The sequence below is a fragment of the Kitasatospora sp. NPDC086791 genome (genome assembly GCF_040685975.1).
Classification (GTDB): domain Bacteria; phylum Actinomycetota; class Actinomycetes; order Streptomycetales; family Streptomycetaceae; genus Kitasatospora.
In genome coordinates, this window is sequence record NZ_JBFBOC010000006.1 from 215,164 (window position 1) to 241,755 (window position 26,592).

Below are 26,592 nucleotides of genomic sequence, written 5' to 3' on the forward strand. Positions count from 1 at the left end.
GCCCGTCCTCAGGAGGGCGCCCGCGAGGCCTGTGCGGCCTCGGGCGCCGGGTCCGGGAGCGTGGCGGATCCGGCGGAGCCCGCCGTGTGGCGCTGCAGGAGCGGCCCCGTCATCAGCGTCGTGACCAGGGCCATCACCACCATGGCGGTGAACATCCGGGTGTCGATCACCCCGAGCCGGTGGCCCACGTTGAGGATGACCAGCTCGGTCAGGCCCCGGGCGTTGAGCAGGATGCCGAGCACCCGCGCCTCGCGCCGGCTCGAGCCGGTGGCCCGGGCGGCGGCGACCGCACCGACGAACTTGCCGGCGCAGGCCGCCACCAGCACCGCCGCCACGACGGCCAGGCCGCGCAGCCCGAGGCCGGTGAGGTCGACGGCGAGGCCGGTCACCGCGAAGAAGGCCGGCAGCAACAGGAGACCCGCCCGCTCGATCTGCTCCGGGACGTCGGGCGCGATCGCCTCGATCCGGTCCCGGGGCACCGCCGCACCGAACATGAACGCCCCGAACACCGCGTCCAGGCCGATCTCGGCCGTGACCCAGGCGGTGACCAGGGTGCCGGTGACGAGCACCGCGTGGATCCACGGCCGGGGGAGGGGACGGCGCCGGCCGGGGGCGAGCAGCCGGGAGAGGAGCGGGCGGACGACGCCGACCAGCACCAGGACCACCACCGCCGTGTCGAGCGCCAGCCGTCCCAGCGACCAGAGGCCCTTGGCCTCCACCACCGCCACCACCACCGCCAGCGCGCACCAGGCGAGGAAGTCCTGGAAGGCCGCGCAGGCCAATGACAGGCTGCCGAGCGGGTCGTGCTGCATCCGTCGCTCGGCGATGATCCGGGCGAGAACGGGAAAGGCCGTGATGGACATCGCCGCGCCCAGGAACAGGGCCGGGCCGAGCCTCCCGTCGGTGCTCAACTGGGCCTTGTCGAACCAGGGGTAGAGCAGCACCGCGAGCCCCACGCCGAGCGCGAACGGCAGGGCCACCGAGCTGAGCGACACCGCTGTCACCCGGCGACCGGCGCCGCGCAGGTGGCCGACGTCGAAGCGCAGGCCGACGGTGAACATGAAGAGCACCAGGCCCAGTTGGGACAGCACCCGCAGGTAGGACTGGACCTCCGCCGGGAACAGCGAGGCGTCCAGGTGCCCCGGCAGCAGCCCGAGCAGGCTGGGGCCGAGGGCCACCCCGCCGACGATCTCCCCCATGACGACGGGCTGGCGCACCCGGGCGGCGATCCGGCCGCAGACGAACGCGCTGGCGAGGACGACGGCGAGGGCGAGGAGCACCCCGCTCGCCGTCGCCGAGTCGCCGGCGGCGATCGCTGCCCCGCCGCTCACCGCCCCGCCCCGGCGAGCAGGTCGGCGCGCAGCCGGACGGGCGCGGTGCCGAAGGCGATCCGGCGCAGCACGGCCCCGTACAGCGGGGTCCTGGACACCAGCGCCGCGGCCCGGGGGCGCACCGTGGAGGAGATGCGCCCGGTGGAGAGCATCATGCGGCTCTGGACCTGCTGGATCCGGGTGATCCGTTCCACTTCGGGGCGGCGTTGCCGTTCGTACGGGGCGAGCCGGGCCGCGCCGGCGTCGCCGCCGCGGACGGCCTCGACCAGCACCGGGTGGGCCGCGACGGCGTCGCGGACGGCCAGGTTGATCCCCTGGGCGCCGATCGGGCTGTGGGTGTGGGCGGCATCGCCGATCAGGAGCAGGCCGTCGCGCACCCAGTGCTCGGCGCTGCCGGAGAAGACGTCCAGCAGGGAGACGTCGCCGAAGCCGGTGATCTCCTGGCGGATCAGGTCGGCGTACTCCGGTGCGGCGTCGACGAGTTGGTCGACGATGTGGCCGATGCCGCGGTCGGCCAGCTTGCGGAAGCCGCCGTGCGGGAGGGTCCAGCCGAGCTGGAGCGCCTCGGGCACCGAGCGGTAGCTGAGTACCGGATTGCCGCCGGCCCGGAAGACCCGGACGTCGCACGGGCGTCGGGTGTCCGTGCGCGGCGGTGCGCTCAGCCGGAACCACAGGACGTCCTGGCTGAACAGCTCCTGGCGACGGTAGCCGATCCCGGCGAGCGAGCGGACCTTGGAGAAGCGGCCGTCCGCGGCGACGACGCAGCGTGCCCGCACCACCCGGTCGGGGGAGCCGCCCGCGCCGCCCGCGACCACACCGCGGACGAAGCCGCCCTCCTCGATCAGGGCGGTGGCCTTGGTGCCCGCGAACTGGCGGAATCCTTCGTGGCGTTCGCAGGCCGCGAGCAGTTCGGTCAGCAGGTGCCGCTGGGGCAGGCTCAGCAGGCAGTTGTACGGCCCGGGCAGGCGCCGGTAGTCGCCGTCGATGAGGGCGCGTCCGTGCTCCTCGAGCAGGAAGCGGTCGTGCTCGACGGCGCCGTGCGCCCGGGCCGGGCCGAGCACGCCCAGCTCGTCCAGCAAGGCCTGGCCGCCGGGTTGGAGGATCTCGCCGCGGTAGGCCCGGTCCAGGGAGCGGCTGCGTTCCAGCACGGTGACGCGCAGGCCCGAGCGGACCAGCAGCAGGGCGAGGGTCAGCCCGGCCGGGCCGCCGCCGACCACGCAGATGTCGGTGTCGATGTCCATGCGGCCAGACGCTAGGGGGCGCCCTTCGACGCCGGTTCGCGTCGTCTTCCCGCCGCCGTGGGTGCGGCGCCGCCGCCGTCGTGCGTGCGGCCCTTCCCGCCGCGGCGGGAAGGCGGGGGCCGGAGGCGCGTGGACGGCGGCTCGAAGCCGCCGCGAACGCCTGCCAGGACGATCTGATCCGGCTCAAGTCCCCGCCCGCCCGAGCCCGCGGACGGGGCGCACGGACAGGAGGTCAGGGCATGACGCCGGACACGCACGGGGAGATCGACAGGGGGAGCAGTGGTGGGAGTTGACGACGGCCGCCGGCGCGTGGTGGTCACCGGGATCGGCGTGGTGGCACCGGGCGAGGTGGGCACCAAGGCGTTCTGGGAGCTGCTGACGGCCGGCCGGACCGCGACCCGGACGATCTCGACCTTCGACGCCTCGCCGTTCCGGTCCAGGGTCGCCGCCGAGTGCGACTTCGACCCGCAGGAAGCCGGATTGACGCAGCGTCAGATCCGTCAATGGGACCGCACCGCGCAGTTCGCGGTGGTCGCCGCGCGCGAGGCGCTGGACGACTCGGGGGTGTCGGGCGTCAACGACCCGATCCGCACCGGGGTGATGGCCGGCACCGCCTGTGGGATGACGATCAGTCTGGACCGCGAGTTCGCCGTGGTGAGCGACGAGGGCCGCGAGCGGCTGGTCGACGACGCGCACGGCGTCCCGTACCTCTACGACTACTTCGTCCCGTCCTCGATGGCCACCGAACTGGCCTGGCTGGTCGAGGCGGAGGGTCCGGTGGGCGTGGTGTCGACCGGATGCACCTCGGGGATCGACGTGATCGCGCACGCCTGCGACCTGATCCGCGACGACGCGGCCGACGTGATGCTGGCCGGCGCCTCGGACGCGGCGATCTCCCCGATCACGGTGGCCTGCTTCGACGCGATCAAGGCGACCACCCCGCGCAACGACGAACCCGAGAGCGCCTCGCGCCCCTTCGACCTGACCCGCAACGGCTTCGCCCTCGGCGAGGGCGCGGCGATGTTCGTGCTGGAGGAGCGGGAGCACGCGATCCGGCGCGGCGCGCACATCTACGCCGAGGTCACCGGCTACGCCGGGCGCTGCAACTCCTACAGCATGACCGGGTTGCGGGTCGACGGGAACGAGATGGCCGAGGCGATCCGGGTCGCGCTCGACCGCAGCCGGATGAATTCCGAGGACATCGGCTACGTCAACGCGCACGGCTCGGCGACCAAGCAGAACGACCGGCACGAGACCGCCGCGTTCAAGAAGAGCCTGGGCGCCCACGCCTACCGGGTGCCGGTCAGCTCGATCAAGTCGATGATCGGGCACTCGCTGGGCGCGGTCTGCGCCCTGGAGTTCGCCGCCAGCGCGCTGGCGATCGAGCACTCGGTGGTGCCGCCCACGGCCAACCTGCACGTGCCCGATCCCGAGTGCGACCTCGACTACGTGCCGCTGGTGGCGCGGGAACAGAGGGTGCGCACGGTGCTCAGCGTGGCGAGCGGCTTCGGCGGCTTCCAGAGCGCGATCGTGCTCGCCGAGCCGGAGTGGAGCCGGGGATGACCGACGTCGTGGTGACCGGGATCGGCGTGGTGGCACCGAACGGCTGGGGCGTTGCGGAGTACTGGGACGCCACGCTGGCGGGCCGGTCCGGTCTCGGGCCGCTGACCCGCTTCGACTCCACCGGGTACCGGGCGCACGTGGCCGGCGAGGTGAACTTCACGCCGGAGGAACACCTGCCGGGCCGACTGCTGCCGCAGACCGACCACATGACGCGGCTGGCCCTGGTCGCGGCCGAGGAGGCGCTCGCCGACGCGGGGGCGGACCCGACGACGATGCCGGACTTCTCCGCCGGCGTCGTGACGGCCGCCTCGGCCGGTGGCTTCGAGTTCGGCCAGAAGGAACTCCAGGCGCTGTGGAGCAAGGGCCCGGCCTACGTCAGCGCCTACCAGTCCTTCGCGTGGTTCTACCCGGTCAACACCGGGCAGATCTCGATCCGACACGGCATGCGCGGCCCCGGTTCGGCCCTGGTGGCCGAGCAGGCGGGCGGCCTGGACGCGCTGGCCAAGGCCCGCCGGCACGTGCGCGAGGGCACCGCGCTGATGCTGGCCGGCGCGGTGGACGGCTCGCTCTGCCCCTGGTCGTGGCTCTGCCTCAGCCGCAGCGGCACGGTCAGCCCCCGGCGGGACCCGCAGCGGGCCTTCCTGCCCTTCGACGCCGACGCCTCCGGCGGGGTGCCGGGCGAGGGCGGCGCACTGCTCGTGCTGGAGACCCCGGACGGCGCCGCCGAGCGCGGGCAGCACCGCCACTACGGGCGGATCGCCGGCTACGCGGCCACCTTCGACCCCCGACCCGGCTCCGGGCGCCCGCCCGGGCTGCGCCGGGCGATCGACACGGCGCTCGCCGACGCCGGGATCGGCCCCTCCGACGTCGACGTGGTCTTCGCCGACGCCAGCGGCGTGGCCGAGCGGGACCGCGCCGAGGCCGAGGTGCTGGGCGCGGTGTTCGGCCCGCGCGGGGTGCCGGTGACGGCGCCCAAGACGATGACCGGCCGGCTGCTGGCCGGCGGCGCCCCGCTGGACGTCGCGGCCGCGCTGCTCTCCCTGCGGGACGGGGTGATCCCGCCGTCCGTGCACATCGGCCGGCCGGCCCACCCGGACCTCGACCTGGTGCGGGACCGGCCGAGGCCGGCCCGGCTGGGCAGCGCGCTGGTCCTCGCCCGCGGCCACGGCGGCTTCAACAGCGCTCTCGTACTGACCAGTTGACCGGGCCGGCCGACCGCCCGCCTGACCTTCCGGATTTGACGGACCGACCCACCGATGTGAGGAACAGCCATGGCAGAGTTCACCCTTGACGACCTGATCACCGCGCTGAAGGAGGCTGCCGGAGCCGACGAGGGCATCGCCCTCGACGACATCCTGGACGTCCCCTTCGCCGACCTCGGCTACGACTCGCTCGCCCTGTTCAACACCCTCAACACCATCGAGCGCGAGCGCGGCATCACCCTGCCCGACGAGACCGTGGTGGAGGCCACCACGCCGCGGATGCTCCTGGACGCGGTCAACCTCGGTCTCGCCACGGCCGGCTGAGCATGTGCGGAATCGTGGGGGTGGTCGACTATGACGCCCCGGCCGAACACCGCCGGGACCTGCTCCAGGCGATGACCGACACCATGGCCTGCCGGGGGCCGGACGCCGAGGGCCTCTGGTTCGGCCGCGCGGCCGGGCTCGGTCACCGGCGCCTGTCGGTGATCGACCCCGAGCACGGCCGGCAGCCGATGACCGCGGAACACGAGGGCCGCGGCGCGGCGATCACCTTCAGCGGCGAGGTCTACAACTTCCGTGAGCTGCGCGCCGAACTCACCTCGCACGGCCACCGGTTCAGGACGTCCTGCGACACCGAGGTCGTCCTGCGCGGCTACCTCCAGTGGGGCGCCGCGCTGGTCGAGAGGCTCAACGGGATGTTCGCCTTCGCCGTCTGGGACGAGCACAGCGAGGAACTCCTGCTGGTCCGCGACCGGATGGGCGTCAAGCCGCTCTACTACTGGCCGACCGCCGCCGGCGTGCGCTTCGGCTCGGAGCCCAAGGCCGTCCTGGCGGACCGGACCCTGCCCCGCCGGGTCGGCCCGGACGGGCTGTGCGAGGTTCTGGACATGGTGAAGACGCCCGAGGCGGCCGTTTTCTCCGGGCTCGTCGAGGTCCGTCCGGGTCAGCTCGTCCGGGTGGGGCGCGGCGGGGTGCGCCGGCAGACGTACTGGCGGCTGGAGGCCCGCGAGCACACCGACGACCTGCCGACGACCATCGGCACCGTCCGTGACCTGCTCGCCGACACCGTCACCCGTCAGCTGGTCTCGGACGTCCCGCTGGGCACGCTGCTCTCCGGCGGCCTGGACTCGTCGGCCGTGACGGCGCTGGCCGCCCGCAGCGGGCCGGTGCGCTCCTTCTCGGTGGACTTCCGGGGCGCCGCCGACGCCTTCGCCTCCGACGCCGTCCGGCGGGAGGCGGACGCGCCGTACGTGCGCGAGCTGGCGGGGCACGTCGGAGCGGACCACCTGGAGGTGCTGCTGGACAGCCCCGGCCTGTCGGACCCGGCGGTGCGTTCCGCGGTGCTGCGCGCCACCGACCTGCCGCCCGCGTACTGGGGCGACATGTGGCCCTCGCTCTACCTGTTCTTCCGCGCGGTGCGGGAGAACGTCACGGTGGCGCTGTCCGGTGAGGCCGCGGACGAACTCTTCGGCGGCTACCGGTGGTTCCGCAACCCGTTGGCCCTGCGGGCGGCCACCTTCCCGTGGCTCACCCCGGGTTCGGCGCGCTACTTCGGCGGCAGCTCGCTGTTCCAGCCGGGTCTGCTGGACAAGCTCGACCTGGACGGCCACCGGGCGGCCCGGTACGCCGAGGCGCTCGCCGAAGTGCCGGTGCTGCCGGGCGAGTCGGCGCCCGAGAGGCGGATGCGCGAGATCGGCCACCTGAACCTGACCCGCTTCGTGCAGACCCTGCTCGACCGCAAGGACCGGATGAGCATGGCGGTCGGCCTCGAGGTGCGGGTGCCGTTCTGCGACCACCGGCTCGTGGAGTACGTCTTCAACGTGCCCTGGGAGATGAAGAGTTTCGACGGAAGGGAGAAGAGCCTGCTGCGGGCGGCGGTGGCCGACCTGCTGCCGCGCTCGGTGGTCGAGCGGGTGAAGACCCCGTACCCGGCGACCCAGGATCCGGGCTACGAGGGCGCCCTGCGGGCCGAACTGGCCGGGGTGCTCGCCGATCCGGACGCTCCGGTGCTGCCGCTGCTGGACCGCGCGCGGGCCCTGGCCGCGGCTGCCCGTCCGACCGGGGCGGTGAGCCGGCCCTACGACCGGGGCAGTCTGGAGCTGGTGCTGTGGCTCAACTCCTGGCTCGCCGAGTACGAGGTCACGCTGGACCTGTGACGTCGGCGGCGTCCGCGCCGCCGACCGCCGCCGGGGGCAGCCCGTCGGCCAGGACCGCCCGAAGGCCACGCAGCAGCCGCAGCGTGGCCTTCAGGTCGTCCGGATCCAGGCCGCCCGCGAGGTGCTCCATCCACAGGCGTTCGGCGGGTTCGATCCGGGCGAGGGCGTCGGTGCCCTTGGCGGTCAGCGAGACCAGCGGGGCCCGCCGGTCGGCCGGGTTGGGGGAGGTGCTGACCAGGCCCTCCTCGACCAGCTTCACCACGGTCTGCTGGACGGCCTGGCGGCGCAGCCCGCGCTCGCGCGCCAGGTGGGCGGCGCTCTGCGGCCCCTCGGCCAGCAGCCCGAGGACCTGCCAGCGCGCGGAGGTGAGCCCGAAGCGGGCGGACAGCGCGTCGCCCGCGCGCAGCAGGGCTCCGTTGACGGCGAACAGTTCCGTGGTGATGTCACTCAAGGTCTCGGCCGCGGGGGAGAGATCGGTCATGGGGGCAGCCTAATCGCAGGGTCTCCACGGCCAGCCTAGCCTCGTCCGGGCCGGGATTTCGGCAAGAACTTGTCATTCCGCCACGGTAGCCACTACGCTCAATTCGACAAGACCTTGTCGAATCCGGTGGGAGAAATGAAAATGGCGAACGCCACCTCGCAGACCGGCGAGGCCGTCGCGGACGAGGCCGGCGGCCCCGCCGGCTTCACTCACCGCCAGATCATCACCGCGCTGTCCGGGCTCCTGTTGGCCGTGCTGCTCGCCGCACTCGACCAGACGATCGTCTCCACCGCGCTGCGTACGATCGGCGACCAACTGCACGGCCAGACCGTCCAGGCCTGGGTGATCACCGGCTACCTGGTCAGCTCCACGATCGCGATGCCGTTCTACGGCAAGCTGTCCGACATCTACGGCCGCAAGCCGCTCTACCTGGCGGCGATCGCGGTCTTCATCGTCGGCTCGGCGGCCTGCGCGATGGCGAACTCGATGGAGACGCTGGCGATCGCCCGCGTCCTCCAGGGCTTCGGCGGCGCCGGGCTGATGTCGCTGCCGACGGCCGTCATCGCCGACCTCGCCCCGGTGCGCGAGCGCGGGCGCTACTTCTCGTACCTGATGATGGCCTGGGTGGCGGCCAGTGTGCTCGGCCCGCTCGTCGGGGGCCTGTTCGCGGGCGCCGGCGAGATCCTCGGGGTGACCGGCTGGCGCTGGGCCTTCCTGATCAACGTGCCGCTCGGTCTGGTGGCGCTGGTCAGCGTGCGCAAGGCGCTCAACCTGCCGCACCGCAGGGTGGACCACCCGATCGACTTCCGGGGGGCGCTCACCCTGGCGCTCTGCCTGGTGCCACTGCTGATCGTGGCGGAGGAGGGCCTCGACTGGGGCTGGGGATCGGCGCGTTCGCTGACGCTGTTCGCCGTCTCGCTGATCGGCCTGGTGCTGTTCGTGCTCGCCGAGCGGGCCCGCGGGCTGGAGGCGATGGTCCCGCTGCGGCTGTTCCGGCGCGGTGGCATCACGATGGCCACGGCCGTCAACTTCACCATCGGCGTCGGCATCTTCGGTACGGTCTCCACCCTGCCGCTGTTCCTGCAGCTGGTGCAGGGGCGCAGTGCCACCGTCGCCGGACTGGTGATCATCCCGGTGATGACCGGGGCGATCGTCTCCCAGACGATCTGCGCCAAGATCATCAAGAAGTGGAACCGCTACAAGAAGCCCGCGATCGTGGGCCTCGGCTCGATGGCCGGAGCGTTGCTGTCGCTCTCCGCCGCGGGCGCGGACACCCCGCTCGCGGTGATCGTGGTGATCGCGGCCTGGCTGGGCTTCGGCATCGGGCTCTCCCAGACCGTCATCACCCTGGCGATCCAGAGCTCGGCGCCCAAGTCCGAGCTGGGCGTGGCCAACGCCGCCTCCGGTCTGTTCCGCCAGCTCGGCGGCACGAGCGGCGCCGCCGTCTTCATGTCGGTGCTGTTCGGCGTCGCCGCCGGCAGGCTCGACGGGGCCGACCCGGACGAGGCCGTGCGCCGAGCGCTCTCCGACCCGGACTCCACCGGCGGCCTGAGCGCCTCGGCGGTCGACGCCTTCACCTCGGGCTTCGACACGATGTTCCTGGTCGGCGGCCTGATCCTCGCGGTGGGCTTCCTGCTCACCTTCCCGCTGCGGGAACTGCGCGACGAGGAGTGAGCGCGCGCACCCGCACCCCCTGAACCCGCGTACCCCCGGTCACCCCCGTGCCGGGGGTACGCGCTTTTCCGCTCCGGCTCCGGCCGCGTCCGCGCGCCCTCGCGTGCGCCCGTTCGCGCGCCCGGAGGGCCCGACGACGGCCCGGCGCCGGCTCGAAGGCGCCCCGCGAGCATGGGGGCACCGACCCGCCGAGAGTGGAGGACCGATGCCCCCCGAACCCCTGTCCCTGCCGCTGGACCTGGCCCCCGGCCTGGTGGACGGCGACACCTTCCTGTCGATCATGGGCGCCCTGCCGACCGGGGTCACCGTGGTGACGACCCTGGGACCGGACGGGGAGCCGTACGGGTTGACCTGTTCGGCCGCCTGCAGCGTCTCCAAGGCCCCGCCCCTGCTGCTGGTCTGCATCAACCGCGACAGCCGGGTGCTGAAGGCCCTCCTGGGGCGCGGCGAGTTCGCCGTCAACGTGCTGCGCGGCGGAGGGGAGTCCACGTCCGCGCGCTTCGCCGCGCCCGTGGACGACCGCTTCCGGGACGTCCGGTGGGAGCCGGGCAGCGCCGGTGGCGTGCCGGTCATGTCGGCCGACGTCGTCGCGCACGCCGAGTGCCGGGTCGCCGCGGCCCTCGACGCGGGCGACCACACCATCGTGATCGGCGCGGTGGTGGCCGGCGGCCCCCGGCCCGAGGTGCCCAGCCCGCTGATGTACTGGCGCCGCTCCTACGCCCGCTGGCCGGTGGAGGAGGATCCGCGGACGGCCGCCCTGACCCTGGCGGCCGAGGGCTGAGCCCACCCGCGTGCGGCGAACGGCGAGGGCCGCGTCCGGGAGCACCTCCCCGGACGCGGCCCTCGCCGTTGCCCCTCGCGCTACGGCTTGACCCGCATCGCCGCCCTGACCTCCTCGGCACTGGCGGCCAGCAGCTCACGGATCTCCGGGCGGTGGTGACCGGTGGCCCACTCCGCGATCCGGATCATCTTGTCCGCCGTCGGGTTGATGTGGTGGGTGTCGGGGTCGTTGAAGCCCAGGGCCGGCAGCATCCAGTCCGACTCGCGGATCCGCTGCTCCAGCACCCGCGCGGCCTCCTCGGCCGTGGTGCGCCCGGCGTCCACGGCCTCGCACAGCTCGGTGAGCTCGTCGAAGGCCTCCTTGTAGAAGTCCAGCGGACACCACAGGCCCGGGTACGGGTTGTCGTCCAGCGCCTGGCAGTGGCTGTCGTCGCCGGTCTCCTTGGTCCTGGTCAGTGCGTTGAGGATGCGCTTGCCGCCGATCACGCTGGCCGAGGCCCAGATCCGGAAGACCGAGTTCCACAGCGGGTAGTGCGAGAAGGAGATGAAGGAGTTGTTGACCAGCTTGTCGTTCCAGTCCAGCAGACCCTGCTCCAGTTCCTCCACGTAGGCGAAGCGCTCGACCGTGAAGTCGTCCTCGCGCAGCGCGGCCATCAGCCGCCAGGACAGCGCGTTGATGATCTCGCAGGTGTTGGACAGGCCGCGGGAGAAGAGCGGGTCGATGAAGCCGGCCGCGTGCGACATCAGGCACCAGCGCTCGCCGACCGTCCGGCTCGAGGAGTACTGCATGCGGTCCGTTCGCACCCACTCGCGCACGCTGCGGGCGCCCTTCAACTGCCGCTGCACCGCCGGGAAGCGGTCCACGTGGGACCAGAACTCCTCCTCGGGCGTCAGGTCCGGCCGGGCGGGGTAGCGGCGCTCGTCGAGCTGGATGCCGACGCTGCACAGCGGGTTGGTGGCCCCGGGGTGGTTGTTGAACGGGATGATCCACATCCAGCCGCGCTCGAAGATGTGGTGCATCGTCCCGTCGTTCCACGGCACCGGCGGACGAAGCTCGGCCGGCGTGTCCACGTGGTCGTCGATCGCGTCCACTCCGACCATGTGGGTGAAGATCGAGCGGGCGTGGTGCTTGAGCCGGCTCGGCTCCTCCCGCAGTCCCAACTGCCGTGCCAGCGGCGAGCGGAAGCCGCTGGCGTCGACCAGGTAGCGGGCCCGGACGGTGCTGCCGTCCGCGCCGGAGACGGTCACCCCGCCGTCGTCGAACTCGATGTTCTCCACCCGGTAGTACTGCCGGGCGTCGCAGCCGTAGCGCACCGCGGCGTGGAACATGTAGGAGTCGGTGTCCTGGCGGAAGAAGTGGGCCGCGTTGCCGACGATCGAGGGGATGCGGAACTGGCTGGTCTCGTTCGGGTCCGGCTCCTCGCCGTCCCGGTGGAACATGAAGCCGAAGTTGCTCTTCTGCCCGTGCGAACTGCTGACGTTGGCGAGGACGTCCTGGAAGCTCGCCAGGTTGGCGATCTCCGGCACCCCGTACCGGTCCGAGATCAGCCGCAGCACCACCAGTGTCTGCCCGATGGTGGACTCGCCGACGGCGAAGCGGGGGTGGTGGGCACCGTCCAGCAGCATGATCCGGAAGCCGTGCTTGGCGAGGATCGAGCCGAGCATGGTGCCCGACAGCCCGCTGCCGATGATGACGACGTCGTACGGCCGGTCGCCGTGCCGCGTCTGATCCGCGGTTGTGTCGGTCATGTCGAACTCCTTTTCCTTCAGACCGACTTGACGCCGATGGCGAAGTGGTCGCGGGTGATGGTGTCGGAGGCGGCGATCCGGTCGACGGTGAAGCCGGCCTCCTCCAGGTAGGCGCGGGCCTCCTGCAGCGAGTAGGCCCCGGCCTCGTCCCGGATCATGGTGTGGTTGATCCGCTGCAGCAGGACCTCCGGGTCGCGCTCCTCCGGGTCGATCATGGCGTCGTACAGCACCACCAGGCCGCCCGGGCGCACCGCCTTGTGGGCGCGGCGCAGCAGCTCCCTGCGGTCCCCGACCGGCCAGTCCGGCAGGACGTGACCGAAGATCACCACGTCCGCCTCCGGCAGGTCGGTGGCGAAGAAGTCACCGCCGTGGAAGTCCACCCGGTCGGCGGTTCCGGCTGAGGCCACCAGCTCCTCGAAGAGCGGGCGCAGCGCCGGCAGGTCGAAGACCCCGCCGCGCAGGTGCGGGTGGGCGGTGACGATCCGGGAGGCGACGTTGCCGCGCCCGCCGCCGACGTCCACGAAGGAGGTGTACCGGCTCCAGTCGATCGCGCGCGCCAACTCGTCGGCCGTGAAACCGTTGTGGGCGTCCATGTGCAGCATGATCTGCCGGGCGCGGTCCAGGTCCTCGTACTGCTTGGGGTAGGCCAGCTGGCCCTGCGCGGCCACGGCCGACTTGGCCTTGCCGTCGCGCAGCGCGTCGGTCAGCTGCGCCCAGGCGTGGTAGTGCAGCCGGGCGTGCTGGCGGGCGGTGCCGCCGAGGTACGTGGGGCCGGGGAGCAGGAACTCCCGGGCGAGCTCGGAGGCCCGGTAGCCGCCGTCCTGCTCGTCCAGCAGGCCGAGGCCGACCAGGGCGTTCAGGAAGTCCTTGAACAGCCGGTGCCGGACGCCCAGTTCGGCGCGGATCCGGTCGAGCCCGGCGGAGCGCTCGGCGAGCAGCTCGAAGAGGCCGAGCTCGACCGCGCTCTGCAGCGCCTTCGCCTGGAAGTAGGCGGTGTTGAGGGCGACGATCCGGCGCGCGCGGGCGGCGGCGCTGTCGGTGGACGAGGTCATCGTGCGTCCTTTCTCAGGGGTGGGGGGATCAGGCCGCCGCGCCGAACCAGGTGGTCGCGGCGTGGTGCAGTTCCTCGGTGCGGGCCGGTTCGCCGGCCCAGGCCACGTAGCCGTCCGGGCGGACGAGGTGGGCGGTGTCCGGGCCCGGGCCGCCCGACTTGACGGTCAGGGTGTCCACGCGGTCCGCCCAGGCGGCCAGCGGCGAGGCGGTCGGGGCCTGTTCGGGGAGCAGCAGCAGACCGCGGGCCCCGGCGAAGCAATCGCTGATCCTCCGCGGCCCGTCCGCGGTGATCAGCTCGGCGTCCGGCATCCGGCGGCCGACCAGAGGGTGGTCGCCGCCGCCGTAGGCGACGTCGAAGCCGGAGAGCATGCCGGCGATGTGGCGGTTGGTGTCGGGCAGCGCCATGAGGTCGCGGAAGGTCTGGCGCAGTGCCTCGTACCGCGGGTCCGGGTCGATCAGGACGGCCTGGGTGCGGGTGTTGCGCACCACGCCGTCGGCGATCGGGCGACGCTCGCCGCCGTAGCTGTCCAGCAGCTCCTCGGTGCCGTGGCCGCGGACCACGGCGGCCAGCTTCCAGCCGAGGTTGACGGCGTCCTGGAAACCCAGGTTGAGCCCCTGGCCGCCGGCCGGCAGGTGGATGTGCGCGGCGTCGCCGGCCAGCAGCACCCGGCCCTGCCGGTAGGAGTCGGCCAGCCGGGAGACGTCGGTGAGGCGGGACAGCCAGGTGACGTCGTGCATCCCGTGGTCACTGCCGGTGTGCTCGACCAGTGCGGCGCGCATCTCCTCCTCGGTGACCGGGGCGCGGCGGTCGGTGAAGGGCCGGTCGAACCAGGCGACGGTGGCCCGGTAGACGCCCGGCTGGTGCTGGAAGGCGCCGAACCAGGACCGCTTGGCGGGGTTGACCAGGCCCACCGGCCGCATCGGGCCGAGGCCCTCGCCGCGCGGCAGGTCGCCGCTGAAGCGCATGTCGCCGATGAGGGCGTACATGTGCGGGTCCTGTCCGGTGAAGCCGATGCCGGCGGCCTTGCGGACGGTGCTGCCGCCGCCGTCGCAGCCGACCAGGTACCGTGCCCGAAGCAGGCCCGTGTCCGTCTCGACGGTGACCCCGTCGGCGTCCTGGGCGAAGCCGGTGACGCCCGAGCCGCGCACGATCCGCACGCCCAGTTCGCGGGCCCGTTCGGCGAGCAGCTCCTCGGTGCGCAGTTGGGGCACCAGCAGCACGTACGGGTGGCGGGTGTCGAACTCCTCGAAGCGCATCGGCACGCCAAGGCTGGCGAAGTTGCCGCCCTGCAGCACGCCCGCGCCCTCCTTGAAGCGGTCGAGCAGCCCGCGCAGTTCGAGCAGTTCCACGGTGCGGCCCTGCATGCCCATGGCCTTGGAGTGCTTCTCCGGCTCGCGGCGCCGTTCCACCACCACCGCCCGGGCTCCGCCCAGGGCCAGTTCGCAGGCGAGCATCAGGCCGGTCGGCCCCGCCCCCGCCACCACCACATCGCAGTCCAACGCGACCTCCCGTCTCGGTCCGGTACGACGGCCTCACCGTGCCAGCCGGACTTCGAGCCGGAGTCCAGCGCGGGTACGCGAGCAGGCCGAACGGCACCAAGGCCGCTCGAAGTGGGCTGCCTAGCGTGGGCGCCGACCCTGACCCGCAGACACCGAGGACAGCCATGCCGTTCACCGCGAAAGAGGCCGCCTACCTGGCCTCGCAGCCGCTCGCCCGCCTGGCCACCGTGGACGGCCGGGGACAGCCGCACGTCGTCCCGCTGGGCTTCCACTACAACGCCGAGCTCGGCACCGTCGACGTGACCGGGCGCGGCATGGCCCGCAGCCTCAAGTACCGCCACGTGCAGGGGCATCCGCGGGTGTCGCTGGTGGTGGACGACATCGTGGACGCGCAGCGCTGGGTCGTCCGCGGGATCGAGATCCGGGGCACCGCCGTCGCGCTGGCGACCGGCGGCAAGGAGATCCTGCCGCACGTCGACGACGAGCTGATCCGGATCACGCCGGAGCGGATCGTCTCCTGGGGCATCGACTCCGACTGCCAGGCTCCGCCGCTGGCCCGCAACGTCGGGGCGGGGGCGCAGGCGTGATCGAGCGGCTGCCGAAGTTCCCCTGGGACGTTCTGTTCCCGTACCGCAGGCGCGCGGCCGCCCACCCCGACGGGTTGGTCAACCTGGCGCTCGGTGACCCGGTCGACCCGACCCCGGAGGCCGTGCGCGCGGCCCTGGCCGCCGCGGCCGACGCCCCGGGCTACCCGTCCACCGAGGGCACGCCCGCGCTGCGGGCCGCCGCCGCGGCCTGGCTGCTGCGCCGCGAGGGCGTGAGCGTCGAGCCGGAGGCCGTGATCCCGGCGGTCGGCACCAAGGAGCTGATCGCCTGGCTGCCCACCATGCTGGGCCTGGGCCCGGGGGACGTCGTCCTCGCCCCCCAACTGTCCTTCCCCACCTACGAGGTGAGCGCTCGGCTGGCCGGTGCCACCTTCGTCCGGACGGACGACCCGCTGAGCTACGACGGCCCTGCGCCGCGCCTGCTGTGGCTGAACTCCCCGTCCAACCCGGAGGGCCGGGTGCTCGACGCCGCCGAACTGCGCGCGGTCGTCGAGTGGGCGCGCGAGCGCGGCACCCTGGTGGTCAACGACGAGTGCTACCTGGACCACGTGTGGGAGCGCTCGACCCGCTCGGTGCTCCACGCCGAGGTCACCGGCGGCGACCACCACGGCGTACTGGCGGTGCACTCGCTGTCCAAGCGCTTCAACCTGGCCGGCTACCGGGCGGGCTTCGCCGCCGGCGACCCGGACGTCATCGCGACGCTGCTGGAGGTGCGCAAGCACGCCGGCCACATGGTCCCCGCCCCGGTGCAGGCCGCCATGGTCGCCGCGCTCGGTGACGACGCGCACCTGGCGGCCCAGCGCGAGCGCTACGCCCGGCGGCGCGAGCTGCTGCGCGGGGCGCTGGTGGACGCCGGCTTCCGGATCGAGCACTCGGCCGGTGCGCTGTTCCTCTGGGCGACCAGGGACGAGCCGTGCTGGACGACCGTCGGTGCGCTGGCCGACCGCGGCATCCTGGTGGCGCCCGGTGAGTTCTACGGCGCCGCGGCCGCCCGGCACGTGCGGGTGGCCGTCACCGAGACGGACGAGCGGGTCGAGCAGGCGGTGAAGCGGCTCGCCGAGGGCATCTGACCCCGCTCCCCTTCCCGTTCCGCCCCCGAGCCCCGTCGGCCGTGCCGACGGGGCTCACCGCCGCCCCGGACCGTGCGAGGGCCGCCGCCCCCCGGACAGCACGGCCGCCGCCCCCGGACGGGTCCGGGGGCGGCGGCCGTGGGCGGGCGGGTCAGCCCCGTTCGGGCACCACGCTCTCCACCAGGTGCAGGTAGGAGTTGACCGGACGGACCTCGGCCCGGGTCAGGCCCGCCTCCTCGATCAGCGAGACCAGGCCGGCCCTGGTGTGCTTGCGGCCGCCGACGTTGAGCAGCAGCAGGAGGTCCATCGCCGTGGTGAACCGCAGCTCGGGGCTGCCGTCCACCAGGTTCTCGACCACGATCACCCGGCTGCCCGGAGCAGCCGCCCGGACGACGTTGCGCAGCGTCAGGACGGTGCTCTCGTCGTCCCACTCGAGGATGTTCTTCAGCAGGTAGACGTCGGCCTGCACCGGGATCTCCCGCCGGCAGTCGCCGCCGAGCAGCGTGGCGCGCCCGGCCAGCGCACCGCCCGGCCGCAGCCGGGCGTCGGCCCCGGAGACGACCTCGGGCAGGTCCAGCAGGGTGCCGCGCAGACCGGGGTTGCGCTCCAGCAGGGTGGCCAGCACGTGCCCCTGGCCACCGGCGATGTCCACCACCGTGCCGACCCCGCCGAGGTCCAGCCGGTCGGCCAGCGCGAGCGCGGAGAGCCGGCTGGACTGGGTCATCGCCCGGTCGAACACGGCCGCCGACTCGGGGGAGTGGGCGTGCAGGTGGTCGAAGAAGTCCATGCCGTGCAGCTCGGGGAAGACGGCCTTGCCGGTGCGCACCGCCTCGTCGAGGTGGCCCCACAGCTCCCAGGTCCACGGCTCGGTGCCCCAGAGCACCATGTCCCTCAGGCTGCGCGGGGTGTCCTCGCGCAGCAGCCGGGATGCGCCGGTGTGCACGTACCGACCGTCCGGCTGCTCGGCGAACACGCCGTAGCAGGCCAGGGCGCGCAGCAGCCGCTGCAGGGTGTCCGGGTCCGCGTTCACGGCCCGGGCCAGCTCGGCCGCGCCGGCCGGCTCCTCGCCCAGGGCGTCAGCCAGGCCCAGCCGGGCCGCGGCCCGCACGGCGGCGGCGCCGGCCGCCGCCAGCCCCAGCTCGCGCAGCTGGATCACCGGCTGCGCAATGATCTCGCCGTTGTCCGTCATGGTGCTCCCCCTCTCAGGCGCCGTGCTGCGCGAGCAGGTCGAACGGGGCCGGCTCGGCCTTGGCCAGGCTCATCACCTTGCCGACCCGGGCGCGGAACTCCGGCGAGCCGGTCGCCGCCCGGTGCGAGGCCGCGTCGTCCCACTCGGCGGTCTCCACGTACACCGAGGCGTCCGTGGCGCAGCGGTACAGCCGGTGCGAGCGGAAGCCGGGCCGGCCGCTCATGAACTCGCTGATCTCGCCGACGAGCGTCTCGAACTCGGCGACGTCCCCGGTGACGGTGAAGCGGTTGATGAAGGTGTACACGGTGTTCCTCCTGTGGTGGGTCGGGCGGGTGGGGTGGTACGGGTCAGAGGGAGCCGAACAGCCGGTCACGGAGCTCGCGCCGCTGGACCTTGCCCGTGGCGGAGCGCGGGATGCCCTCCACCAGGCGCAGCTGCTTCAGGTGCTCGTAGTAGGGGAGCCGGGCGTTCGCGAACGCGGCCAGGGCGGCCGGGTCGACGCCCTCGCCGCGCGGCACGACGAGGCCGACGGCGACGGCGCCGCTCAGCTCGTCGGGCTGGTCGAAGACCACGCAGTCGGCGACGGCCGGGTGCCGCATCAGCACCCGCTCGATCTCGGTCGGCGACACCAGCCAGTTGTCGCACTTGAAGACGTCCTTGATCCGGTCGACGACGAACAGGCGGCCGGCCTCGTCGATCCGGCCGACGTCACCGGTGCGGAACCAGCCGTCCGCGTCGACGGCGTCGGTGGGCCCGTCGCCCAGGTAGCCCAGCATCAGCTGCGGGCCCCGGACCTGGATCTCACCGCGCTCGCCCACCGGCAGCACCGCGCCGGTGCGCACGTCCACGATCCGGCAGGCCGTCCCGGCGACCGGGGGCCCACTGGAGCCGAGGGTGGGCCCCTCGGGCAGGTCGAAGTGCGTCGACGGGGACGTCTCGGCGAGGCCGTAGCCCTGGACGACCGGCACCCCGAAGTGCTCCTGCAGGACGGTCGTCGTCCGGGGCGGCAGCGCCGATCCACCGGACAGCACCGCCCGTAGCGAGGGGATGCGGAAGTCGGGCAGCCGCTCGTCCCCGGCGAGCCGGGACAACCGCACCGGCAGGCTGTAGAGGTGCGAGGCCCGCCAGGTACGGGCCAGTCCCACCAGCGCCGCGCGGTCCTCCTCCGGGCAGAGCACGTGCGTCGCGCCGACCGCGAGCGCGGCGTTCAGGTGCATCAGGTGGAAGGAGGGCAGGTTGTTGAGCGAGACGGCGTCGGCCGTCAGCCGGTGGGCGTGCGCCGACTGCGCCGCGTTCACGAGCAGGTTGCGGTGGCTGAGCCGGACGGTCTTCGGCGCGCCGGTGGTGCCGCTGGTGAACTGCAGGCAGGCGGTCTCCACCACCTCGCCGGCCGGGACGGCGGTGCGCTCCAGGGCGTCCAGGACGGGCGTGCCGTCGAGCGCGTCGGCGGTCACCACCAGTTGCCGCAGCAGCGGCAGCCGGTCCCGCAGGGCCAGGACACGGCGGTGCATCCGGGGCGACAGCACGGCCGCCCGGGCGCCGCAGGAGTTCAGGACGTGCACCAGGGTCTCGTCCGGGACGAGCGGGTTGAACATGGCGCTGGTGTTCCCGGAGCGGGAGATGCCCAGGAAGGTGACGGCGAAGTCGACGGTCAGCTCGGCGGCGATCGCGATGACCGTGCGGGGACCGCCGAACGCGGCGCGCAGCGCCTCGGCGCAGTCGCTCACCCGGGCCTCCAGCGCGGCGTGGTCGAGCACCAGGTCACCGTGCACCAGAGCGACATGACGAGGGGTCAGCTCGGCCGCGCGGCGGACGAGGTCGTCGATCCGGGGCCCGCCGATCAGCGCCGCCACCACGTCCAGCGGCGGACCGAAGGTCGTACTGTCCCGTGGGAGGTCCACGGTGGCCTCCTCTCAGGCGGGCAGGTCGTCCCGGTGCACCTGGCGGTGCCGGACCTTCAACTCGCCGTTGACGCGCACCAGCTGGTCCTCACAGCTGCAGCTCAGGTGCACGGCGGCCGGCCCGCCCTTGGGCGTCGCGACGATCAGCGCGTAGGTCTTGGCGAGCACATGGCCGTCCGGCTGCGCGGCGACCTCCAGCATCCCCAGCCAGTGCCGGTGCCGGATTCCGGCATCGGCCAGGCGCTGGGCGGCCTCCCGGGCGCCCTGCTCGATCGCCGCGCGACCCTCCTGCGGGTGCGGGCGGGCGTTGGCGGCGAACACGCCGTCCTCGGTGAAGGTCGCGGCCCACTCGGTGACCTCACCCTCGTCCAGGTGGCGCATCTGCCGCCCGTAGAAGTGCTGGACCTCCTCGTAGAGCGAACCGGTCATGCTCCGGGCCTCCTCGTTGCGTCGGTGGTTGGGCAGCGCCGACGCTCCCACCCGCGCTTCGAATCCCGTTGGAGCGGTCGGCGTGTGCGGCGCGCTCGAACCGCAGTCGAAGCCGTCCGGGCAGGGTCGGCCCGGGGCCTGTCCCCCCGGGTTCCCGACGGGGCGCGGGGGCGGGCCCCGACCGGCGGGCCCGCCCGGGCCCGCGACCCGTGAGCGAGACAGGAGATCGATGCGATGAGCACCGTGACGACCGGCGACGTCGCCCTGGTGACCGGGGCGACCAGCGGCATCGGACTGGCCAGCGCCGAGCGGCTGGCCCGGCGCGGGCTGAGCGTCTTCATCTGCGCCCGCACCGCGCAGGGCGTCGCCGAGACAGTCGCCCGCCTGCGCGGCGAGGGCCTGGAGGCGGACGGCCTCGCGGCCGACGTCCGCTCCGCGCAGGACGTGAGCACGGTCGTCCGGGCAGCGGTGGACCGCTTCGGCCCGATCGGCGTGCTGGTCAACAACGCCGGACGCAACGGCGGTGGCGTCACCTCCACCCTCACCGACGAGCTGTGGCAGGACGTGATCGACACCAACCTCACCAGCGTCTTCCGCGTCACCCGCGAGGTCCTCACCACCGGCGGCATGGAGGCGGCCGGGCACGGGCGGATCATCAGCGTCGCCTCCACCGGCGGCAAGCAGGGTGTCCCGCTGGGCGCCCCCTACTCGGCCTCCAAGGCCGGCGTCATCGGCTTCACCAAGGCGCTGGCCAAGGAGCTCGCCCACACCGGTACCACGGTCAACGCCGTCTGCCCCGGCTACGTCGAGACGCCGATGGCCGTGCGGGTCCGCCAGGCGTACGCCGCGACCTGGGCGACCACCGAGGAGGACGTGCTCTCGCGCTTCGAGCAGAAGATCCCGCTCGGCCGCTACTCCACCGCGGAGGAGGTCGCCGGCATGGTCGACTACCTGACCACCCCCGACGCCGCGTCGGTCACCGCGCAGGCGATCAACGTCTGCGGTGGCCTCGGCATCTACTGAGCCGCACCCCACGCACCCCGCCGAACTTCACCCCGCCGAACTTCACCCCGCCGAGCTTCACCCCGCCGAACTTCACCCCGCCGAGCTTCACCCCGCCGACGGAAAGGGCCGGTCCCACCCATGAGCACCCTCCAGTACACCACCCACTCGATCGACGTCGACGCCCCCGCCGAGGTCGTCTACACCGTCATCGCCGACGCCCTGGCCTGGCCGCGGCGCTTCGCCCCCACCCTCCACGTCGAGCGCGAGGAGCTGGGGCCGGGCGCCGAGCGCCTGCGGATCTGGGCCCGGGCCAACGGCGAGGTCAAGCACTGGACGTCCCGCCGCGACCTGGACGCCGACCTGCGCCGGATCCGCTTCCGCCAGGAGGCCTCCTCGGCCCCGGTCGCCTCGATGGCGGGGGAGTGGCAGGTCGCCGAGCGCCCCGGCGGCACCACCCTCACCCTCACCCACGAGTTCAGCGCGCTCGACGACGACCCGCAGGGCCTGCGCTGGATCAGCGAGGCGACGGACCGCAACAGCCGCAGCGAGCTCGCCGGCATCAAGGACCTCGCCGAACGCTGGAACCGGCTCGCCGAGTTCGAGTTCGAGTTCGAGGACGCGGTGCTGGTCGACGCCGCCCCGGAGGCCGTCTACGACTTCCTGCGGGACGCCGCCGCCTGGCCCGCCCGGCTGCCCCACGTCGCCCGCCTCGACCTGCGCGAGGAGGCCGGCGGCATCCAGCACATGTCCATGGACACCCGCACCGCCGACGGCTCCGAACACACCACCGAGTCCATCCGGATCTGCTTCCCGGAGTCCGGCATCGCCTACAAGCAGCTGCGCACCCCCTCCATGATGGCCGCCCACACCGGCCGCTGGACCGTCGAGCCGACCGACCGCGGAGTGCGGGTCACCTCCTGGCACGCCGTCGTCCTCAACCCCGAGGCGGTCCCCACCGTCCTCGGCCCGGACGCCACCGCCGCCACCGCCCGCCGCTTCATCCGCGAGGCCGCCGGCGGCAACAGCCGCGCCACGCTCGGCCTGGCCAAGCGCTTCGCCGAGGAACGCCGTGGCTGACCCCGCTCCGGCCGTCCTGATCGCGGGGGCCGGCCCGGTCGGCCTCACCACGGCCCACGAACTCGCCAGGCGCGGCGTTCCCGTCCGGCTGGTCGACGCCGCGCCCGGCCCGGCCACCAGCAGCCGGGCCCTGGCGGTGCACGCCCGGACCATGGAGGTGCTCGAGCAGATGGGCGCCCTCGACCGGCTGCTGCCGCTCGGCCGGCGGGTCACCCACTTCACCATGCACCGCCGGGGCCGCACCCTCATCCGCTTCGACACCAACTACCGCTCGTTGCCGACCCGTTACCCGTTCAGCCTGATGGTCGACCAGGTGGTCACCGAGCAGGTGCTGCGCGAGCGCACCGCCGAACTCGGCGTCCCCGTGGAATGGGGCGTCGAACTCACCGCGCTGCAGCCCGGGCCCGACTCCGTGCTCGTCACCCTCCGCCACGCCGACGGGCGCACCGAGGAGACCCGGGTGCCCTGGCTGGTCGGCGCCGACGGCGGCCGCAGCACCGTGCGCAAGCAGCTCGGGATGCGCCTGATCGGCGACTCCACCGAGGTCTGGCTCAACGCCGACGTCACCCTCGACGCCGACCTCCCGCCGGACAGCAACCACCTGCTGCACACCGAGCCCGGCACCCTGCTGCTCGTCCCGTTCCCCGAGCCCGGCAAGTGGCGCGTGGTGGACACGGTGGACACCGACGGCGCCGAGGACCGCGAGCTGGTCCGCCGCCGCCTGGCCGACAAGATCGGCCGGGCGCTCGGGCGCCCCGTCCAGGTCGGCACCCCGACCTGGCTCTCCGTCTTCACCGTCCAGCAACGCCAGATCACCCGGATGCGCGAGGGCCGCTGCTTCCTCGCCGGGGATGCCGCCCACGTCCACAGCCCGGCCTCCGGGCAGGGCATGAACAGCGGTATCCAGGACGCCTACAACCTCGCCTGGAAGCTCGCCGACGTGATCCGCGGCCACGCCGGGCCCGCCCTGCTGGACAGCTACGACGCCGAGCGCGTCCCGACCGGGGCCGTGCTGCTGCGCTCCACCCGCACGGCCACCGCCCTGGTGTCGCTGCGCACCGCGCTGGCCCCGGCCCTGCTGACCGTGGGCACCGCGGCGCTGCGCCGGATCACGCCGCTGCGGCGCAAGGTCGAGGGCCGGATGATCCGGGGCTTCTGCGGACTGGCCCTCGCCTACCCGGACAGCCCGCTCACCCGCCCGGCCGGCTCGCGCGCCGGGCGGCCCTCCCCCGGGGACCGGGTGGGCTGCGACGCCCGGACGGCCGCCGGGCACCCCGGCTGGTCCGCGTTCTGCGCCGAACTCGCCGACCCCCGCTGGACCCTGCTCGCCACCCCGGCCGAGGGCGGGAGCACCGGGCACCGGGAGGCGCTCGCCCGGGTGGAGCGGCTGTTCGGCTCCGCCGTCTCCGTCCGTACCGTCGCCGACCCTGGAGCCCCGGGCGAGCTGCCCGACCCCGGGGGTGTGCTGCGCCGCGAACTCGGCCTGGCACCAGGGGACTTCCTGCTGATCCGGCCGGACGGCCACCTCGCCGCGCGGGATCGGGGGCCGGAGCGCTGCCTCGACGTCCTGCGGGACTGCGCCCTGCTGCCGGAAGGAGCCGCGCATGCGCCTCATTGACCTCTCCTCGACGATCGACGCCAACGCCTGGGAGGTGGACGGCATCCGCCACGAGGTGCTGACGCCGGCCGACGGCGCGCGCCACATGGCCGCGGGCATGCTCCGTGACCACGGCCTCGAGTTCGACGTCGCGGACCTGCCGGACGGGGAACTGCTCTCGCTGGACACCCTGACCCTGACCACCCACACCGGCACGCACGTCGACGCACCCTCCCACTACGGCAGCAGGGCCGCCTACGGAGTGCCGCGCCACATCGACGAGTTGCCGCTGGAATGGTTCATCGGGCCGGGCGTTCGGCTGGACCTCACCGACTGCGGGGTCGGGACGGTCAGCGTGGACCGGCTGCGGCGCGCCTTCGACGAGATCGACCACCGGCCGAGCGCCGGGGAGATCGTGCTGCTGCACACCGGTGCCGAACGACTCGCCGGGACTCCCGAGTACTTCACCCGGTTCGCGGGCCTGGACGGGGCGGCGACGAACCTTCTGCTCGATCTCGGCGTGCGGCTCATCGGGACGGACGCCTTCGGGCTGGACGCTCCGTTCACGCACATGCTCGCCGAGTTCCAGCGCACCCGCGACCGTTCCGTGCTGTGGCCCGCGCATTTCGCGGGCCGGCAGCGGGAGTACTGCCAGATCGAGCGTCTGAGCAATCTGGGCGCACTGCCCGCGCCGACCGGGTTCACCGTGCAGGCGTTCCCGGTCAAGATCGCCGGGGCGGGGGCGGGTTGGACGCGAGCGGTGGCGCTGCTCGACTGAGGACGGAGTGCGCCACGGCTGAGGGCCCGACCACCGTCACGGTGGTCGGGCCCTCAGCGTTCACGACGCCCCGTCAGATCCGGCCGAAGGCCCGCAGCATGTACTCCGAGCGGTCCACCGGGTTGAGGTCGGTCCGCCGCCGCCTCGGCGCCGCCCCGACCACCGGCTGGAAGCTGTGGAACCGGGTGACCAGCACGCCCTGGCCCTGGCTCAGGCCCGGCAGCCGCTGCTCGAACTCCTGCACCGTGCGGGCCGGGATCGTCCCCTCCACCAGGCAGCTGCTGCCCAGGCCCCGGGTGCTCTCCGGGGTGGCGCCGCACTCCACCAGGCTCAGCAGGGCGGCGCTGGCGTTCTCACCCGGCACCTCCAGCTCGAAGCGGTTGACCGGTTCGTACACCTGCGTGCCCGCCTGCTTGAGCGCGTTCATCAGCACGAGCGGCGTGAGCTTGCGGAAGTCGCCCGCCGCGCTCACCGGGCTGGCGAACCCGGAACGGGTGAGGGTCACCAGGATGTCCAGCACCTCCCAGCCGTTCAGCCCCTGCTGCAGGGTGGCCCGCACGGCCTCCTCGACGGCCTTGTGGAAGGCGTGCGGCAGCGAGCCGAGCTCCACCGAGCGGCGGAACACGACCCCTGATCCCGGCTCCCCGGGTTCCACCCGCAGGCCGATCGTGGCCCAGAAGAAGGTCTTGCTCCGGTAGTCGATCTCCTCCACCGACTCGCCGATCCCGATCGGGCGCTCGACACAGATGATCCGGGTGCCCTCGAAGGCCACGTCCAGCTTGAACTCGTCGGCGAGCGTGGCCGCGATGACCTCCTTCTGCACCTCACCGTAGAGCGAGACGGCGATCTCCTGCTCCTCGTCGTCCTTGCGGACGTTGATGAACGGGTCCTGATCGGCCAACTGCAGCAGCGCGTCGTACAGTTCGGGCATCGCGCTGGGCCGGGAGGGTCGGATCACGGTCTCCAGGCTCGGCGGCGCGAACAGGTGCTCCCCGTCCAGCCCCTCGGCCGAACCGAGCCGGTCGCCGATCCGGATGCCCTTGAGCCCCCAGACCTTGGCGATGTCCCCGGCCCGGGCCCGCGACTCGACGACGGCCGAGCCCCGGTCGAACACCTCGACCACCGTGGTGCGGCCGGGAATCTCGGTGACGGCTCCGTGCTGGTCGCGCCGGAACACGGACACCTTCTCCCGCGACCCGAGCTCGCCCCCGTGCAACCGGACGTAGGCGACCTTCTCGCCTGCCCACCCGCGCTCGATCTTGAACACGGTACCGCGGAGGGTGCCCCCGGAGCCGCCGTGATTGACCGGAAACAGCCTGGTGATCCCGTCGACCAGGGCATCGATGCCGGCGCCGGCCACGGCCGAGCCGAAGAGCACCGGGTAGAGCTGGGCCCGGGCCGCCTGGCGGGCGAGTTCCGCGCTGTAGTCCTGCGCGGTCAGGGAGGTCTCGTCCTCGAGGTAGCGGGCCAGGAAGTCGTCGCCGTGCTCGGCCAGGATGTCGGCCAGTTCGGCGGCGAAGTCGGGGTCGTCGGTCCCGACGGTCCGGGCGAACGCCCGTGCTCCGGGGGTGCCTGGCCCATCGACCCGGGTCAGGGCGACGACGGCCGGGGTGAGCTCGGAGCGGATCTCGTCCAGGAGCTCGTGGTAGCGCGCGCCCATCCTGTCGATCTTGTTGACGAAGAGGATGACCGGCATGCGCAGTTTCACCAGCGTGCGCATCAGCAGCCGGGTCTGGGCCTGCACGCCCTCCACGGCGGAGATGACCAGCACCACGCCGTCGAGCACGCCGAGGGCCCGTTCCACCTCGGAGATGAAGTCCGGGTGGCCGGGGGTGTCGATGAGGTTGACCTTGACGTCGCCCACGGTGAAGGACACCACCGCGGACCGGATGGTGATGCCGCGCTGGCGCTCGAGTTCGTGCGAGTCGGTCTGGGTGTCGCCGCGGTCGACGCTGCCGACCCGGTCGATGACGCCGGCGGTGTGCAGCAGCCGCTCGGTCAGGCTGGTCTTACCGGCGTCGACATGGGCCAGGATTCCGATGTTCACGGTTGTCAAGACGTGTGTCCCCTAGTTCTGCGGTCTTCGTACGGATTACCGGAGCAACACGGATCTTTCGGGGCACGTCCTTCTCCTCGTGGCTCTGTCTCGCGGGTATCAGGTGACTGGTGCCGGCCCATGGGGCCAACCGTCCTCACCCTAACAGGACTTGT

General features: G+C 73.2%; 23 protein-coding genes. 12 read left to right on the forward strand and 11 right to left on the reverse strand.

Annotated elements, in window-relative coordinates; genetic code table 11:
• Positions 1-8: 8 nt before the first annotated feature.
• Positions 9-1,331 (reverse strand): cation:proton antiporter, encoded by a 1,323-nt coding sequence (locus AB0Q99_RS12555; RefSeq protein ID WP_363570811.1) that lies wholly within the window; start codon positions 1,329-1,331, stop codon positions 9-11.
• A complete protein-coding gene (locus AB0Q99_RS12560; protein ID WP_363570813.1) occupies positions 1,328-2,572 on the reverse strand; it encodes an FAD-dependent monooxygenase in 1,245 nt (414 codons plus the stop codon). The genes AB0Q99_RS12555 and AB0Q99_RS12560 overlap by 4 nt, the downstream gene beginning before the upstream one ends.
• A 282-nt stretch (positions 2,573-2,854) precedes the next feature.
• Here AB0Q99_RS12560 and AB0Q99_RS12565 point away from each other — a divergent pair, with 282 nt between their 5' ends.
• From AB0Q99_RS12565 to asnB, 4 genes are all read left to right on the forward strand, one after another.
• Complete coding sequence (locus AB0Q99_RS12565) at positions 2,855-4,135, forward strand: beta-ketoacyl-[acyl-carrier-protein] synthase family protein (RefSeq protein WP_363570815.1); 1,281 nt, start codon at positions 2,855-2,857, stop codon at positions 4,133-4,135.
• Entirely contained in the window at positions 4,132-5,337 is a 1,206-nt protein-coding gene (locus AB0Q99_RS12570; RefSeq protein WP_033348117.1) for a ketosynthase chain-length factor, read from the forward strand. The genes AB0Q99_RS12565 and AB0Q99_RS12570 overlap by 4 nt, the downstream gene beginning before the upstream one ends.
• A 69-nt stretch (positions 5,338-5,406) precedes the next feature.
• Complete coding sequence (locus tag AB0Q99_RS12575; RefSeq protein ID WP_033348116.1) at positions 5,407-5,661, forward strand: acyl carrier protein; 255 nt, start codon at positions 5,407-5,409, stop codon at positions 5,659-5,661.
• Positions 5,662-5,663: 2 nt separating this feature from the next.
• A complete protein-coding gene (asnB, locus tag AB0Q99_RS12580) occupies positions 5,664-7,493 on the forward strand; it encodes an asparagine synthase (glutamine-hydrolyzing) (protein ID WP_363570817.1) in 1,830 nt (609 codons plus the stop codon).
• Here the strand turns inward: asnB and AB0Q99_RS12585 are convergent.
• Positions 7,477-7,974, reverse strand: a complete 498-nt coding sequence (locus AB0Q99_RS12585; RefSeq protein WP_363570819.1) for a MarR family winged helix-turn-helix transcriptional regulator — start codon at positions 7,972-7,974, stop codon at positions 7,477-7,479. The two genes, asnB and AB0Q99_RS12585, sit on opposite strands and share 17 nt — an antisense overlap.
• A 141-nt stretch (positions 7,975-8,115) precedes the next feature.
• Between AB0Q99_RS12585 and tcr3 the strand changes: the two genes are divergently transcribed.
• Together tcr3 and ctcQ are read left to right on the forward strand one after the other, a co-directional pair.
• Entirely contained in the window at positions 8,116-9,648 is a 1,533-nt protein-coding gene (tcr3, locus tag AB0Q99_RS12590) for a tetracycline efflux MFS transporter Tcr3 (protein WP_363570821.1), read from the forward strand.
• Between the two features lie 205 nt (positions 9,649-9,853).
• A complete protein-coding gene (ctcQ, locus tag AB0Q99_RS12595) occupies positions 9,854-10,429 on the forward strand; it encodes a flavin reductase CtcQ (RefSeq protein ID WP_363570823.1) in 576 nt (191 codons plus the stop codon).
• A gap of 80 nt (positions 10,430-10,509) precedes the next feature.
• Here the strand turns inward: ctcQ and AB0Q99_RS12600 are convergent, their stop codons facing one another.
• The 3 genes from AB0Q99_RS12600 to AB0Q99_RS12610 are packed head-to-tail and all read right to left on the reverse strand — an operon-like array spanning position 10,510 to position 14,730.
• The gene (locus AB0Q99_RS12600; RefSeq protein WP_363570825.1) at positions 10,510-12,177 is read right to left on the reverse strand and encodes an FAD-dependent monooxygenase; all 1,668 of its coding nucleotides are present in this window, start codon (positions 12,175-12,177) and stop codon (positions 10,510-10,512) included.
• A 17-nt stretch (positions 12,178-12,194) separates the two neighbouring features.
• Positions 12,195-13,229 carry a methyltransferase gene (locus AB0Q99_RS12605; protein WP_363570827.1) on the reverse strand — a complete coding sequence of 345 codons (1,035 nt, stop codon included), beginning with the start codon at positions 13,227-13,229 and terminating at the stop codon, positions 12,195-12,197.
• A gap of 28 nt (positions 13,230-13,257) precedes the next feature.
• Entirely contained in the window at positions 13,258-14,730 is a 1,473-nt protein-coding gene (locus AB0Q99_RS12610; protein ID WP_363570829.1) for an FAD-dependent monooxygenase, read from the reverse strand.
• A 164-nt stretch (positions 14,731-14,894) separates the two neighbouring features.
• Between AB0Q99_RS12610 and AB0Q99_RS12615 the strand changes: the two genes are divergently transcribed.
• Both AB0Q99_RS12615 and dapC read left to right on the forward strand, forming a co-directional pair.
• A complete protein-coding gene (locus AB0Q99_RS12615; protein WP_030597156.1) occupies positions 14,895-15,317 on the forward strand; it encodes a PPOX class F420-dependent oxidoreductase in 423 nt (140 codons plus the stop codon).
• Positions 15,314-16,405 carry a succinyldiaminopimelate transaminase gene (gene dapC, locus AB0Q99_RS12620; RefSeq protein WP_363570831.1) on the forward strand — a complete coding sequence of 364 codons (1,092 nt, stop codon included), beginning with the start codon at positions 15,314-15,316 and terminating at the stop codon, positions 16,403-16,405. The genes AB0Q99_RS12615 and dapC overlap by 4 nt, the downstream gene beginning before the upstream one ends.
• A gap of 151 nt (positions 16,406-16,556) precedes the next feature.
• On the opposite strand, the gene AB0Q99_RS12625 is transcribed toward dapC, so the two are convergent.
• The 4 genes from AB0Q99_RS12625 to AB0Q99_RS12640 are packed head-to-tail and all read right to left on the reverse strand — an operon-like array spanning position 16,557 to position 19,924.
• Positions 16,557-17,594 (reverse strand): methyltransferase, encoded by a 1,038-nt coding sequence (locus tag AB0Q99_RS12625; protein ID WP_363570833.1) that lies wholly within the window; start codon positions 17,592-17,594, stop codon positions 16,557-16,559.
• A 13-nt stretch (positions 17,595-17,607) separates the two neighbouring features.
• A complete protein-coding gene (locus AB0Q99_RS12630; RefSeq protein ID WP_030282603.1) occupies positions 17,608-17,898 on the reverse strand; it encodes an antibiotic biosynthesis monooxygenase family protein in 291 nt (96 codons plus the stop codon).
• Positions 17,899-17,941: 43 nt separating this feature from the next.
• Positions 17,942-19,495, reverse strand: a complete 1,554-nt coding sequence (locus AB0Q99_RS12635; protein WP_363570835.1) for a class I adenylate-forming enzyme family protein — start codon at positions 19,493-19,495, stop codon at positions 17,942-17,944.
• A gap of 12 nt (positions 19,496-19,507) precedes the next feature.
• Positions 19,508-19,924 (reverse strand): nuclear transport factor 2 family protein, encoded by a 417-nt coding sequence (locus AB0Q99_RS12640; RefSeq protein WP_363570837.1) that lies wholly within the window; start codon positions 19,922-19,924, stop codon positions 19,508-19,510.
• A gap of 234 nt (positions 19,925-20,158) precedes the next feature.
• Here AB0Q99_RS12640 and AB0Q99_RS12645 point away from each other — a divergent pair, with 234 nt between their 5' ends.
• From AB0Q99_RS12645 to AB0Q99_RS12660, 4 genes are all read left to right on the forward strand, one after another.
• The gene (locus AB0Q99_RS12645; protein WP_363570838.1) at positions 20,159-20,947 is read left to right on the forward strand and encodes an SDR family NAD(P)-dependent oxidoreductase; all 789 of its coding nucleotides are present in this window, start codon (positions 20,159-20,161) and stop codon (positions 20,945-20,947) included.
• A gap of 120 nt (positions 20,948-21,067) precedes the next feature.
• Positions 21,068-22,006 (forward strand): aromatase/cyclase, encoded by a 939-nt coding sequence (locus tag AB0Q99_RS12650; protein WP_363570840.1) that lies wholly within the window; start codon positions 21,068-21,070, stop codon positions 22,004-22,006.
• The gene (locus AB0Q99_RS12655; protein ID WP_363570842.1) at positions 21,999-23,624 is read left to right on the forward strand and encodes an FAD-dependent oxidoreductase; all 1,626 of its coding nucleotides are present in this window, start codon (positions 21,999-22,001) and stop codon (positions 23,622-23,624) included. Before AB0Q99_RS12650 ends, AB0Q99_RS12655 begins: the two co-directional genes overlap by 8 nt.
• Entirely contained in the window at positions 23,611-24,381 is a 771-nt protein-coding gene (locus AB0Q99_RS12660) for a cyclase family protein (RefSeq protein WP_363570844.1), read from the forward strand. The genes AB0Q99_RS12655 and AB0Q99_RS12660 overlap by 14 nt, the downstream gene beginning before the upstream one ends.
• A 73-nt stretch (positions 24,382-24,454) precedes the next feature.
• Here AB0Q99_RS12660 and AB0Q99_RS12665 read toward each other — a convergent pair whose 3' ends face one another.
• The gene (locus AB0Q99_RS12665; protein WP_363570846.1) at positions 24,455-26,428 is read right to left on the reverse strand and encodes a translation factor GTPase family protein; all 1,974 of its coding nucleotides are present in this window, start codon (positions 26,426-26,428) and stop codon (positions 24,455-24,457) included.
• Positions 26,429-26,592 lie beyond the last annotated feature (164 nt).